A 12,735-nucleotide genomic window follows, 5' to 3' on the forward strand; every position below is an offset into this window, starting at 1 on the left:
ACCCCGGCCCGGCAGCCGGAGGCGGCTGCGGTCGAGCGCGCCCCGGGCCGGTTCGAGTCCTCGGTGAAGGTGTCCGCCGTCTCCGGCGGGGTGGCGGCCGCGCTGGTCTTCGCGACGTTCGCGGTGCTGCCGTTCTTCGGTGCGTTCTCCGGAGCGGCGGGGGCCTTCGTGGCCACCTTCGCCATCGTGCTCGGGCAGCGCATCACCCGCCGAAAGAAGTAGTCCAGGTGTCCACCCCCTGGACCACCGCCTGATCACTCCGCGGCGGTCAGTGGTGCCGCGGGCCAGTGCACGGCCTCGGAGTCCGTGCCCTTGACGGCGCTGACCAGCACGACCCAGTCGTCCGGGAAGCCGCCCGCGACCATGCTCAGCTTGGCGCCGATCTCGGGCTCGCGGGCCAACGGACCGCGCCAACGCATGAGCCGCTTGTCCGGCATCCGCACGTCGACGGCGTAGTAGCGGCGGTTGCCCCGCCGCCAGGCCCCGATCAGAGGTCCCTGCGGAGAGGAGACCTTCTCCACGGCGGTCACCGTGACGACGGCGGACTGTTTGATCAGGTCCTTGTCCCGGAGGGCCTTGACCGCACGGAACGGCGCCAGGCCCGGGCCCCAGCCCAGGCCGAGGAAGAGCAGCACGCACAGGAACGCACCGAAGCCGGCGTCACCGACCGCCTTGTCCTTGGCCCCCACGTCGTCGGCGAGGACCACGCGGCCGTCCTCGTCCTCCACCACCTCGACGGAGTCGCCGACCTTGGGCACCAGCTTCGGGTTGGACAGGTCGATCTCCCGGTCCCCGACCCGCACCGTGAAGTCCGACCCCGCGTTGGCCGGGTCCACCTCGATCACCTGCGCGGTCTTGGGCGTGCCCGCCTCGCGCAGGTTCTCGTCGTAGTTGTAGGTGCCGAGGATGAGAACCGGGATGCCGATCGCGCCGACCAGCGCGGCGCTGCCGCAACCCCACCAACGCAACCACTGCCGGCCGGTTGCCCGCTCGACGGAGGAGCCGGCGTCCCGACCGAAGACGAACCGGGAGAACGCGTTGCGATCCACACCGTCTCCCGCCGCTTCTTGGTACCGAGCGAGCAGCCTAGAACGAGTGTTAGGTGGTGGGTCAGCGGGGCGCGCTGTCGATGACCAGCTCAGCGATCGCGCGCGCCCGGACGGCCGCGCTCCGATCGACATAACCGGCCGCAACCACCGCGCCGTTGTAGAGCAGGACGAGCTGGTCGGCGAGCGCGGCGGGGTCGGCGATCCCCAGGGCGGTCGCCTCGTCGAGGAAGCACTGGCGCGTGTAGTCCCGGGTGACGGCCGCAACCTCGTTCACCGTCGCGTCGGTGCGGGCCTCGCCGGTGGCGGCGATGAACGGGCAGCCCCGCCAGGCCGGGCTGTTGATCAGCTCGTCGAAGGAGTCGTAGACCGCGAGCATCCGCGCCTTGGGCTCGACGTGCTGCGCGCGGTGCCGCTCGATCCGGGCCACCCGCAGCTCGTGCCGGCGCTCCAGGTAGGCACGGATCAGGCCGTCCTTGCTGCCGAACGAGCTGTAGAGGCTGGCCTTGGCCACACCGGCGTGCTCGATGACCCGGTCGATGCCGACGGTGTTGATGCCCTCGGCATAGAAGAGCTCGTCCGCGGCCTTCAGGAGGCGCTCACGGGCGGTTCCGCCGCGCTCGGCGGAGCTCTTCTCGGCAGTGACGGTGCTCATATCGCTTGACTCTAACAGACAGGTCTGTCTACTTTCAAGAGGTCAGACAGACCTGTCTGGTTGCGTCCCTCCCCGCCCGACGAAGAGGACCGAACGATGGTCGCTATCGCCGCCCCGGAGACTGCCCCTCCGGATGGCCCGCCCCGCACCCGCTACCGGATGCCAGCTTGGGCCTCGTTCGCGCTGCTCGCCTCGATGGCGTTCACCTTCCTGGCCGCCGCCAGCGCGCCGACCCCGCTCTACGGCGTCTACCAGGACGAGTGGGGCTTCTCCGCGATGACGACCACCATCGTGTTCTCGGTGTACGCCGTCTCCGTGCTGGGCGCGCTGTTGACGGTCGGGGCACTGTCCGACCACGTCGGCCGCCGGCCGGTCCTGTTCGGCGCCCTCGGCGCCCAGGCCATGGCGCTCATCCTCTTCGTCATCGCCGAGAACGTCCCGGTGCTGATGGCGGCCCGGTTCGTGCAGGGCATCTCCACCGGAGCGGCGATCGGCGCGATGGGCGCCGGGATGCTCGACCTGAGCAAGCTGCGCGGCGCGACCGCGAGCGCCGTGGCCCCGATGCTGGGCACCGGTGCCGGCGCGGTGATCTCCGGAGCGTTCGTGCAATGGCTGCCCGCCCCGCAGCACCTGATCTACCTGGTGATGTTCGGCCTGTTCGCCCTGCAGGCGGTCGGCGTCGCGTTCATGCCGGAAACGGTGACCCCCAAGCCCGGCGCGCTCGCGTCCCTGAAGCCGCAGTTCGCGCTGCCGGCTGCGGCGCGGCGCCCACTGATCGCCGCTGCGCCGGCCATGATCGCCTGCTGGTCGATGGCGGGCCTCTACGGCTCCCTCGGCCCGGCGCTGGTGCACCGGATCACCGGCTCGGTCAACCACGTCTACGGCGGCGGCGCGCTGTTCGTCCTCGCAGCCTCCGGCGCGGTCGCGGTGCTCGCGCTGCAGAACACCGCCCCGCACACCTCGATGGTGATCGGCACCGCCGCGCTGTTCTCCGGCGTCGGGCTGACCCTGTTCGCCGGTGACGCCTCCAGCCTCGGCTTCTTCCTCGCCGCGATCGTCGCCGGCACCGGCTTCGGCGCCGCCTTCCAGGGCGCCCTGCGCTCGGTGGTGATGGTGGCCGGCCCGCACGAGCGCGCCGGCGTCGTCTCGGTGCTGTTCGTCATCTCCTACGTCGCCTTCGGCGGCCCCGCGATCATCGCCGGCCTCCTGGTCGTGGAGACCGGCGACATCATGGCCACCTCGCAGTACTACGGCGGCGCCGTGATGGTCCTGGCCGCCTTCGCGCTGGTCGCGATGCTGCGCCAGAACCGGCCGGTCAAGGCCGCGGCACTGGCCGAAGCTGCACTCGCTGAGGTCGCGGCTGTGGAGCACGCCGCCGAGGCCCGCATCGTCGGCGCCCTGCGCCCCGGGGCCTCCCCCGAGGCCGACGCCGCGTAAGAGCGGGGCTTTCCGAGGCACCCGGGACGGTCCCGGAAAGCCCGGAGGGGCGGTCCCACCTCGTGGGGACCGCCCCTCCCCCTTGTGCTCAGCGTCGGGCGCCACTGAGCGACAGGGTTGAAAGCAGAGTGAAACGACGCGCCGATGCCGTCGTCCCACGCGTTGCAACCCTGTCGCTCAGCTGCAACCACTCGTGGAGCCACAGCCTTCGCAGACGTAGCAGGAGCCGGCGGCGCGCATCTTGGTCCCGCAGGTGAGGCAGAGCGGGGCGTCGGCGGTGCGGCCCTGCTGAGCCTCCATCAGCTCCATCGTCGAGCCCGGGACCTCCCAGGTGGCGGAGACACCACCGGTGGAGATGTCGACGGTCTCGATCGGGGCGGACTGGGCGAGCGCCTCGACGTCGACCTCCTCGGCGTCGTCATCGGCGAAGTACGAACCGGTCTCCAGCTGTCGCGCCCGCTCCTCGGCGGAGTAGATGCCCAGCGCCTCCCGCTCCTCCGGCGACATGAAGTCCAGCGCCAGCCGGCGGAAGATGTAGTCCATGATCGAGGCGGACATCCGCACGTCCGGGTCGTCGGTCATGCCGGCCGGGTCGAAGCGCATGTTGGTGAACTTCTGGACGAAGGTCTCCAACGGAACGCCGTACTGCAGGCCGATCGAGATCGCGATCGAGAAGGCGTCCATCATGCCGGCGAGGGTCGAGCCCTGCTTCGACATCTTCAGGAAGATCTCGCCGAGCCCGCCGTCCGGGTAGGCGGCCGCGGTCATGTAACCCTCGGCGCCACCGACGGCGAAGGACACCGTCTTGGAGTCGCGGACCTTCGGCAGCCGCTTGCGGATCGGGCGGTACTCGATGATCGGCTCCGCCGCGGAACTCTGCGTCGGGCCCGACGCCGACGCCGACTTGCCGGCCGAGAGCGGCTGGCCGACCTTGCAGTTGTCCCGGTAGACCGCGAGCGCCTTCAGGCCCAGCTTCCAGCCCTGCGCGTAGACCTCCTCGATCTCCTCGATCGTGGCGGACTCGGGCAGGTTGACGGTCTTGGAGATCGCGCCGGAGATGAACGGCTGGACCGCGGCCATCATGTGCACGTGGCCCATCGCCTTGATGGCGCGGGCACCCATCGCGCAGTCGAAGACCTCGTAGTGCTCCTGGCGCAGGCCCGGGGCGTCGATGACGTGGCCGTGCTCGGCGATGTGCTCGACGATCGCCTCGACCTGCTCCTGGTGGTAGCCGAGCCTGACCAGTGCACGCGGCACGGTCTGGTTGACGATCTGCATCGAGCCGCCGCCGACCAGCTTCTTGAACTTGACCAGCGCCAGGTCCGGCTCGATGCCGGTGGTGTCACAATCCATCATCAAGCCGATGGTCCCGGTCGGTGCTAACACACTGGCTTGCGAGTTCCGCCAGCCGTTGAGGGCGCCGGTCTGCAGGCACTCGTCCCAGGCCTTGGTCGCCAGGACGAGGATCGAGCGGTCCATCTCGTCCATCGAGCGGATCGCGTCGTTGGCCGCCGCGTGCTTGCGCATGACGCGGGTGTGGGCGCTCGCGTTCTGGGCGAAGCCCTCGTACGGCCCGACCACGCCGGCCAGTTCGGCCGAGCGCTTGTAAGCGGTGCCGGTCATCAGCGAGGTCAGCGCCGCCGCGATCACCCGGCCGCCCTCGGAGTCGTACCCACGGCCGGTGGCCATCAGCAGGGCGCCGAGGTTGGCGTAGCCGATGCCGAGCTGACGGAACTTACGGGTGGTGTCACCGATCGGCTCGGTCGGGAAGTCCGCGAAGCAGATCGAGATGTCCATCGCCGTGATGACCAACTCGACGACCTTCGCGTACTGCGCGGCGTCGAAGGTGCCGTCCTCGCGCAGGAACTTGAGCAGGTTGAGCGAGGCCAGGTTGCACGAGGAGTTGTCCAGGTGCATGTACTCCGAGCACGGGTTCGACGCGGTGATCCGACCGCTCTCCGGGCAGGTGTGCCAGTCGTTGATGGTGCCGTCGTACTGGATACCCGGGTCGGCGCAGGACCAGGCCGCCTGGGCCATGGAGTGGAACAGCTCGCGGGCGTCGACGGTCTCGATGACCTCGCCGGTGCCGCGGGCGCGCAGGCCGAACTGGCCCCCGCTCTCCACCGCGCGCATGAACTCGTCGTTGACGCGGATCGAGTTGTTGGCGTTCTGGTACTGGACGCTGGTGATGTCCGAGCCGCCGAGGTCCATGTCGAAGCCCGCGTCACGGAGAGCGCGGATCTTGTGCTCCTCGCGCTCCTTGGTCGCGATGAACTCGGCCACGTCGGGGTGGTCGACGTCGAGGATGACCATCTTGGCCGCGCGCCGGGTGGCGCCACCGGACTTGATCGTCCCGGCGCTGGCGTCCGCGCCGCGCATGAACGAGACCGGGCCGGAGGCGGTGCCACCGGAGGAGAGCAGCTCCTTCGACGAGCGGATCCGCGAGAGGTTGAGGCCGGCGCCGGAGCCGCCCTTGAAGATCAGGCCTTCCTCGCGGTACCAGTTCAGGATCGAGTCCATGGTGTCGTCGACGGCGAGGATGAAGCAGGCCGAGACCTGCTGCGGAGCCGTGGTGCCGACGTTGAACCAGACCGGGGAGTTGAACGAGAAGACCTGGTGCAGCAGCGCGTGGGTGAGCTCGTGCTCGAAGATCTCCGCGTCGGCCGGGGTGGCGAAGTAGTTGTACCGAACGCCGGCGTCCCGGTAGGTGTGCACGACGCGGTCGATCAGCTGGCGCAGGCTCCACTCCCGGGTCTCGCTGCCCACCGCTCCGCGGAAGTACTTGGTGGTGACGATGTTGGCCGCGTTCACCGACCAGAACGACGGGAACTCCACGCCCTTCTGGTCGAAGATGACGGTGCCGTCGCGCCAGTTGGTCATGACGACGTCGCGACGCTCCCAGTTCACCTCGTCGTAGGGGTGCGTCCCCGGGGTGGTGAAGATCCGCTCCATGGACAGACCCGTGCGCCGCTCCGGGCCGGGCTGCCCCGGGAGAGAGCCCGCCTGGGTCTCGCCGTTCACCATCTCGGTCACGTCTGATCCTCCGAATACTGGTCCATGTAAGAAAACGCCCGGCGGGGCCGGGACGTGCCTTGATTTGGTGCTCTGGTCAGGCCGTGAGGGCCCGCTCGGCGCGCAGCGCCGCGATCTCGGCCTCGAAGTCGGCCATCGAGTCGAAGCCCCGGTAGACGCTCGCGAAGCGGAGGTACGCGACCTCGTCCAGTGCGCGCAGCGGACCGAGGATGGCCAACCCGACCTCGTGGGCCGGCACCTCGGGGCCACCGAGCCCGCGGACGGTCTCCTCGACCTTGTGCGCGAGCACGGCCAGCGCGTCGGTGTCGACCGGGCGACCCTGGCAGGCCTTGCGAACCCCGGACAGGACCTTGTCCCGGCTGAAGGGCTCGATCGCGCCGCTGCGCTTGACCACGTTGAGGCTTGCGACCTCGACCGTGGTGAACCGGCGCTCGCAGCGCTCGCACTGCCGCCGACGGCGGATCGCGGCGCCGTCCTCGGCTGTCCGGGAGTCGACGACGCGGGTGTCCGCGACGCGGCAGAACGGACAGTTCACGAGGAGCTCCCAAAATCCGAACACAAAATCCGAAACCAGCTCTGATAACGCCGGTCCTGTGGATGCAGTTGTTGATGGTGTGTTGATCCCTTGGGTACAACCTGTGACACAACCTGTGGATACTTACACCGGTGTAACTACTACATGTGGGAACCGTAGGACCTGTTGACCACAAGTCGCAAGACGTTCACGGGCCCTGTTCGGTGGCCCGGATTTCATCGCAGGTCAGAGGCCTCGAGGATCGCGAAACTCGTCGCAAACCGGGCGTGTCCGGTGCGTTCCCGGCATCGGCGGGAACGCGCCTCAGGGGTTACGGCAGGGCGATCCGCTGGCCGGCCTCGATGCCCGTGTCGGGAAGGGCGTTCAGGCGGCGGATGGCCTCGATGGTGGCGCGCGGGTCCTCCTGCGGAGCGACCTCCTTGGCGATCCCCCACAGCGTCTGACCAGGCTGGACGACCAGGTATTGATAGTTCTGCGGGGCGCCCGCCTCGCCACTTGCGCGAGTGGCCGTGGACCCGAACAGGACGCCGCCGGCCAGCAGGGTGAGCAGGAACAGGGCCACCGCGACCGATCGGCCGCGGGGCGTCAGGCGAAGAGCAGCGGGGCGGAGTCCCGAGGTCCGCCCGAGTTGAACCAAGTCCTCGAGGTCAGCCGCCGAGGGTGTCGGGACCAGGGTCAGGTGCGTGGCGCCGTTGATGGTGCCGCTGATGACCGTATTGCTCATTGGATGGGCCTCCTTCGTGCCATCTGCTCCCCGTCGCATCCGATCGAAGCGCAGCCCACCGACAATTCTTCGAACAGGCTTTCGATCGAACGCATGAGCGAAGTTGTACACGTCCCGGCCGACACTTTCGAGATTCATCGAACATATGTTTGATCGTGTCGGTCCTGGGCGCTACGTTTCGAGCACTGGACGAGCCCCTACTTCAGGAGGAACTGGTGGCCCGATCGCGCAAGGGTGAGCCCGCCGGCACCGAGGCAGCGCCCGTCGGCGAGGTGCACACCCTCCCCGACGGCCCGCCCGACGCGGACGGCCTGACCACCCGCCAGCGAAAGGTCCTCGAGGTGATCCGGGACTCCGTCGAGCGGCGGGGCTACCCACCCTCGATGCGCGAGATCGGCGAGGCGGTCGGGCTGACCTCGACCTCCTCGGTCTCCCACCAGCTCATCACGCTGGAGAAGAAGGGCTACCTGCGCCGGGACCCGAACCGGCCGCGCGCGGTCGAGGTGCGGCTGCCCGAGGGCGTGGCGCCGGGCCCGAACCCGGAGCTTGAGGACGAGGAGACCATGCGCGCGGCCCGGCCTGCGGCCGCCTACGTGCCAGTGGTCGGGCGGATCGCAGCCGGCGGCCCGATCCTGGCCGAACAGGCCGTGGAGTCGGTGTTCCCGCTGCCCCGGGAACTGGTCGGCGACGGCACGCTGTTCCTGCTCAAGGTCAGCGGCGACTCGATGATCGACGCCGCGATCTGCGACGGGGACTGGGTCGTGGTGCGTCAGCAGCCGGTGGCCGAGCCCGGCGACATCGTGGCCGCGATGATCGACGGCGAGGCCACGGTGAAGACGTTCAAGCGGCGGGGCGGCCACGTCTGGTTGATGCCGCACAACCCCGCGTACGAGCCGATCCCGGGTGACGAGGCGACCATCCTCGGCCGCGTGGTGAGCGTGCTGCGCAAGGTCTGACGCTCGCTCACGATTTCTCTGACGCCCCGTCTGCCTCGGCTGACGGGGCGTCAGTGCTCTGGGTGATGCGGCGTAGCGCACCGAGCGCGACCTCACGGTCGGTGGTGTACCAGAACGGCGGGAGTGAGGCGCGCAGGAACGACCCGTAGCGGGCGGTGGCCAGCCGCGGGTCCAGGATCGCGACCACGCCGCGGTCCTCGGTGCGACGGATCAAGCGGCCCGCCCCCTGAGCCAGCTTCACCCCGGCGTGCGCCGCGGACACCGACATGAACCCGTTACCGCCGGCGGCGTCAACCGCACGCGCCCGGGCCGCGGACAGCGGCTCGTCGGGTCGCGGGAACGGAATGCGATCCATCACCACCAGTTGACATGACTCCCCCGGCACGTCGACGCCCTGCCAGAGCGAGAGCGTGCCGAACAGGCACGTCTCCGGCTCGTCGGCGAAGCGGCGGACCAGATCGGTCAGCGTGTCGTCGCCCTGGCAGAGCACCGGAACCTTGAGCCGCTCGCGCAGCTCCGCGGCCGCCCATTCCGCGGCCCGGCGCGAGGAGAACAGCCCGAGGGTGCGGCCGCCGGCCGCTTCCACCAGAGCTTCGAGCTCGTCGAGGACGGCGGTGCTCAGCCCGTCGCGGCCCGGTGTGGGCAGGTGCTTGGCGACGTAGAGGATGCCCTGCTTGCCGTAGTCGAACGGGGAACCCACATCGAGGCCACGCCAGCGCGGCAGTGCGTCCTCGCCCTCCTTCGGGGTCTCGTCCTGCGCCTCGGAGGACGGCAGCCCGACGCTGCGCGCAGCCGTGTCGAAGCCGCCACCGACGGCGAGGCTGGCTGAGGTGAGGACCACCGTCCGGGTTTCGAACAGCGCCGAGCGCAGGAGTCCGGCGACCGAGAGCGGCGCGACGCGCAGAACCCGGCCCCGGCGTTCCTCCACCGCGAGCCAGGCGACGTCGTACTGGGTCGGCGCGGCCAGTTTCGCGGCCACCTCGCCGATCTCCTCCAGCCCGCTGCGGGCGATCTTCTTGGCCAGCAGCGATTCCGGGCTGTCGTCCTTGGAGGTGGAGATCGAGACCAGCGCATTGCGGGCGGCGTCGCGCAGGGCGCCGAGCTCGGCGGACAGCAGCGGCGGCACCGGGTTCAGCGGGCCCTCCGGCATGGTGCCGAGCGTCGCGCCCAGACCCTCGGCGACGCCGAGCAGGATGTCGACCTGGCGCTCGTCCGCGACCCGGGCCGCGGCGCGGGCGACCCGCTCGATGGCGTTGACGGTGATCTCGGCGGTGGCCGTCGAGGAGACCCGGTCGACCAGGTCGTGCGCCTCGTCGATGACGACCGCGCCGTGATCGGGCAGGACCGGGATCGACTCCAACGCGTCGATCGCGAGCAGCGCGTGGTTGGTGACGACGACGTCGGCCTCGGCAGCGCGCTCGCGGGCGAGCTCGGCGAAGCACTCCGCGCCCTCCGGGCAGCGGGTCGCGCCCAGGCACTCGCGCGAGGTCACCGAGATCTGCGCCCAGGCGCGGTCGCCGACCCCGGGCACCAGGTCGTCGCGGTCGCCGGAGTCGGTGGTGGCCGCCCACTCGCGGGCGCGCAGCACCTCCTTGCCCAGCGGACTGGAGGCGGCCGGGACCTCGAAGAGCGCGTCGCCGTCGTCCTGCGGCACCCCACCGCCGACCCGGTGCTTGCAGACGTAGTTGTTGCGGCCCTTGAGGATCGCGAACTCCGGGCGCCGGCCCATCAACGGCTCGGCGGCCTCGACCAGGCGCGGCAGGTCGCGGCGAACCAGCTGGGCCTGCAGCGCCAGCGTCGCGGTGGAGATCACCACCGGGCGCCGGTAGAGCAGAGCGGGGACCAGATAGGCCAGCGACTTGCCCGTGCCGGTGCCGGCCTGGACGAGCAGGTGCTCCTCGGAGCTGAACGCCTTCGCGACGGCGTCGGCCATCGCCAGCTGCCCCGGCCGCTCCGCGCCGCCGATGTCGCCGACCGCCGCCTCGAGCAGTTCGCGGACCGACGGCGTCCTGGGCACCGCCCGAGGTTAGATCACCGGCGCCCGTTCCCCACGAAAGCGCACATCCATACGTGGATAACCCCGAACGCTGCGCTCCCCCGTGAGCCCTCGCCGTGCCCGACAGTGGACGCCGGTACCTCGGCCTGAGCGCTTCTGGTCGTGGAGGGCCGGGGCCCGACGTAGGGTCTCGGCAGGACCGCCCGTCCGGCCGAGGGGAGCGCATGAGGGGCGAGCACCGCCGGGCCTCGGCGCCGGTGAGAACGGGATGGCGCGGCCGCGCCCTGGTGGCCGCGCTGGCGGTGGGCGCGCTGTCCACCGGCTCCGCGGTCATCGCGTTGACGCCCCATTCGGATTCCGGGGCCAGGCTTTCCGCCAACGACACGCCGGCGGCGACCTGCGCCGACCCGGCCACCATGCCCCTTCGCGCGGCGGTGGCGCAGGCGCTGATGGTGGGGGTCGTCGCCCCCGACCGTAAGGAACTCACCCTCCTGACCAAGGTCCGGATCGGCGGGGTGTTCCTGCACGGCGACGGCACCGAAGAGCTCACCGACGGCCGATTGAAGCGCCTCGCCGCCCCCGGGCCGGTCGGGGTGGCACCGCTCGTGGCGGCCGACGACGAGGGCGGGCGCGTGCAGCGGATCGCGGGCCTGGCCGGCTCGATGCGCAGCGCCCGGAAGCAGACACAAACGCTCAGCGCGGACGAGGTGCGGGCGCTCGCCCGTAAGCGCGGCGAGCGGCTGCTGCGCTACGGCATCACCATGAACCTGGCCCCGGTAGTCGACCTCGGCGGCTCCAACTCCGCGATCGGCGACCGCTCCTACGCCGCCCGAGCGGACAAGGTGACGCGCTACGCGGGGGCCTTCGCCGCCGGGCTCCGGGACGCGGGCGTCCTGCCGACCCTCAAGCACTTCCCCGGCCACGGGCGGGCGGTCGGCGACTCGCACCGGGGGCAGGCAATGACCCCTTCGGTCGCCTCGTTGCGGGAGCGGGACTGGGTGCCCTACCGCACCCTCGGCGCGACCGGCGTCGCCGTGATGGTTGGGCACCTCACCGTCCCGGGCCTGTCGACGCCGGGCCTGCCCTCCTCGCTCGATCCCGCCGTCTACCGGGCCCTGCGCACCGAGCTCGGCTTCAACGGACTGGTAGTCACCGACGAGCTGTCGGAGATGAAGGCAGTGCGCGACAAGTTCGGCCTGCGCAAGGCGCTCCGCCGTGCGCTCGCCGCCGGTGCCGACCTCGCCCTGTTCTTCGCCGAGCCCGATCGGGTGCCGCGGCTACTCGACCGCCTGGAAGCAGACGTCAAGCACGGCCGACTCCCCGAAGCGCGCGTCCGCGAGGCCGCGGGTCGGGTGTTGGCCGCCAAGGGCTGTGGCCAGGGCGGCTGAGTCTCGGCTCGGATCGCGCGGTCAGGGTCCGCGGTCGGGTTCGTCGCCTTTGAGTCCGTTGCGGAGGAGTTTCAGTGGCTGTTTCGGCGGGCCGTTGGAGCGGGTCCACCCAGGGTGAGGCAGTGCCTTCGGGGTGCCCGTCCTCGGCGATCCGGATCTGCCAGCCCTGATGATGAAACAGATCGTGATGGGGCCCGCTCGGCGCGTTCGGGTTCCCCGTCCGGGTCGAGCACGGCCTCGATGTGCCGGCCCAGGCGGGTGATGTGCCCGGCATGCAGACCCGCACCTTCGCGCAGCAGGAACTCCTGCGCCTGGGTGAACTCCGCCGCCGAGGCGTGCGGCTCGATCTTCCGCAACGCGGCCGCGGCCGCGCGGGCCTGGCTGGCGTTGATCTTGCCCGCGGCCAGCGCGGCGGCGGTGTCGGTGGCCTTCCGGGCCAGCAGGTCTGCGGTCTTGACCCGCGAGCTCGCCTCACCCGGATGCAGGGTCAGGAGCTGGGCCAGCCAGGCCCCGGTCGAGTGCTGACCGTGCTCGGCGGCCAGGCCCCGCACATCGGCCTCCCGCACGAGGGCATGCCCGACCGCCGCGGTCGCGGACTCCAACCGGGACTGCGCCCGCAGCAGGGTGATCAGGTCCCCGGCGGTCGCGGTCCACACCTCATCCGCGCCCAGCATCCCGGCCGCTTTGCGTGCGTCATCAACGGCGTTGGCCATCAAGGCCACTGCCGGATGCACCCCACCTACCGCTCCCACGGTCATGTGCTCACTCTACCCTGATTCGAACACCAGTTCTACATATCTGCTTGAGTGCAGTACGATTTCGGGTGTGAGCAAAGAACGTCCGGTAGGCGGAGTCGACTACCCGCGCACGTTGCAGGAGTTCCGGGACTGGTTCCCGAACGATGACGCCTGCGTGGAGTATTTGGAGCTGCTGCGTTGGCCGGAGGGCTTCACCTGTCCTGTCTG

The 12,735-nt window shown here is 70.4% G+C and carries 11 protein-coding genes and 1 pseudogene; 5 read left to right on the plus strand and 7 right to left on the minus strand.

Annotated features, from left to right (window positions below; all coding sequences use genetic code 11):
- Nucleotides 1–222: pseudogene (locus H0X00_RS14495) on the plus strand (hypothetical protein); the annotation flags it as partial.
- 32 nt (nt 223–254) lie between these two features.
- Here the strand turns inward: H0X00_RS14495 and H0X00_RS14500 are convergent.
- Entirely contained in the window at nt 255–1,049 is a 795-nt protein-coding gene (locus H0X00_RS14500; RefSeq protein ID WP_293772279.1) for a hypothetical protein, read from the minus strand.
- 61 nt (nt 1,050–1,110) lie between these two features.
- The gene (locus H0X00_RS14505; RefSeq protein ID WP_293772281.1) at nt 1,111–1,701 is read right to left on the minus strand and encodes a TetR/AcrR family transcriptional regulator; all 591 of its coding nucleotides are present in this window, start codon (nt 1,699–1,701) and stop codon (nt 1,111–1,113) included.
- A gap of 96 nt (nt 1,702–1,797) precedes the next feature.
- On the opposite strand from H0X00_RS14505, the gene H0X00_RS14510 reads away from it, so the two are divergent.
- Nucleotides 1,798–3,138, plus strand: coding sequence for an MFS transporter (locus H0X00_RS14510; RefSeq protein WP_293772283.1), 1,341 nt, complete (start codon nt 1,798–1,800; stop codon nt 3,136–3,138).
- 177 nt (nt 3,139–3,315) lie between these two features.
- Here the strand turns inward: H0X00_RS14510 and H0X00_RS14515 are convergent, their stop codons facing one another.
- The 3 genes from H0X00_RS14515 to H0X00_RS14525 all read right to left on the minus strand — a co-directional run bounded on the left by H0X00_RS14515 (nt 3,316) and on the right by H0X00_RS14525 (nt 7,430).
- The gene (locus H0X00_RS14515) at nt 3,316–6,162 is read right to left on the minus strand and encodes a vitamin B12-dependent ribonucleotide reductase (protein ID WP_293772301.1); all 2,847 of its coding nucleotides are present in this window, start codon (nt 6,160–6,162) and stop codon (nt 3,316–3,318) included.
- Nucleotides 6,163–6,247: 85 nt separating this feature from the next.
- Complete coding sequence (gene nrdR, locus H0X00_RS14520) at nt 6,248–6,706, minus strand: transcriptional regulator NrdR (RefSeq protein ID WP_293772285.1); 459 nt, start codon at nt 6,704–6,706, stop codon at nt 6,248–6,250.
- 310 nt (nt 6,707–7,016) lie between these two features.
- Nucleotides 7,017–7,430, minus strand: coding sequence for a LysM peptidoglycan-binding domain-containing protein (locus tag H0X00_RS14525; protein WP_293772288.1), 414 nt, complete (start codon nt 7,428–7,430; stop codon nt 7,017–7,019).
- A 272-nt stretch (nt 7,431–7,702) separates the two neighbouring features.
- Between H0X00_RS14525 and lexA the strand changes: the two genes are divergently transcribed.
- A complete protein-coding gene (gene lexA / locus H0X00_RS14530) occupies nt 7,703–8,386 on the plus strand; it encodes a transcriptional repressor LexA (protein ID WP_367186636.1) in 684 nt (227 codons plus the stop codon).
- Between the two features lie 7 nt (nt 8,387–8,393).
- Here lexA and H0X00_RS14535 read toward each other — a convergent pair whose 3' ends face one another.
- On the minus strand, nt 8,394–10,403 hold the full coding sequence (locus H0X00_RS14535) for an ATP-dependent DNA helicase (RefSeq protein WP_293772294.1): 2,010 nt from the start codon (nt 10,401–10,403) through the stop codon (nt 8,394–8,396).
- 203 nt (nt 10,404–10,606) lie between these two features.
- On the opposite strand from H0X00_RS14535, the gene H0X00_RS14540 reads away from it, so the two are divergent.
- On the plus strand, nt 10,607–11,770 hold the full coding sequence (locus tag H0X00_RS14540) for a glycoside hydrolase family 3 N-terminal domain-containing protein (RefSeq protein ID WP_293772297.1): 1,164 nt from the start codon (nt 10,607–10,609) through the stop codon (nt 11,768–11,770).
- 71 nt (nt 11,771–11,841) lie between these two features.
- Here the strand turns inward: H0X00_RS14540 and H0X00_RS14545 are convergent, their stop codons facing one another.
- The gene (locus tag H0X00_RS14545; RefSeq protein ID WP_293772299.1) at nt 11,842–12,528 is read right to left on the minus strand and encodes a DUF222 domain-containing protein; all 687 of its coding nucleotides are present in this window, start codon (nt 12,526–12,528) and stop codon (nt 11,842–11,844) included.
- 67 nt (nt 12,529–12,595) lie between these two features.
- Between H0X00_RS14545 and H0X00_RS14550 the strand changes: the two genes are divergently transcribed.
- Nucleotides 12,596–12,735, plus strand: a 140-nt coding sequence (locus H0X00_RS14550) for a transposase (protein ID WP_293772303.1), incomplete at its 3' end; no start/stop codon positions are given.

This window comes from Sporichthya sp. (genome assembly GCF_013815995.1).
Classification (GTDB): domain Bacteria; phylum Actinomycetota; class Actinomycetes; order Sporichthyales; family Sporichthyaceae; genus Sporichthya.

What these genes read in the sequence shown, in the direction of transcription:
- H0X00_RS14505 (WP_293772281.1), bottom strand. Translation starts at nt 1,701, where the DNA reads ATGAGCACCGTCACTGCCGAGAAGAGCTCCGCCGAGCGCGGCGGAACC.
- H0X00_RS14510 (WP_293772283.1), top strand. Translation starts at nt 1,798, where the DNA reads ATGGTCGCTATCGCCGCCCCGGAGACTGCCCCTCCGGATGGCCCGCCC.
- H0X00_RS14515 (WP_293772301.1), bottom strand. Translation starts at nt 6,162, where the DNA reads ATGGTGAACGGCGAGACCCAGGCGGGCTCTCTCCCGGGGCAGCCCGGC.
- H0X00_RS14525 (WP_293772288.1), bottom strand. Translation starts at nt 7,430, where the DNA reads ATGAGCAATACGGTCATCAGCGGCACCATCAACGGCGCCACGCACCTG.
- H0X00_RS14540 (WP_293772297.1), top strand. Translation starts at nt 10,607, where the DNA reads ATGAGGGGCGAGCACCGCCGGGCCTCGGCGCCGGTGAGAACGGGATGG.
- H0X00_RS14545 (WP_293772299.1), bottom strand. Translation starts at nt 12,528, where the DNA reads ATGACCGTGGGAGCGGTAGGTGGGGTGCATCCGGCAGTGGCCTTGATG.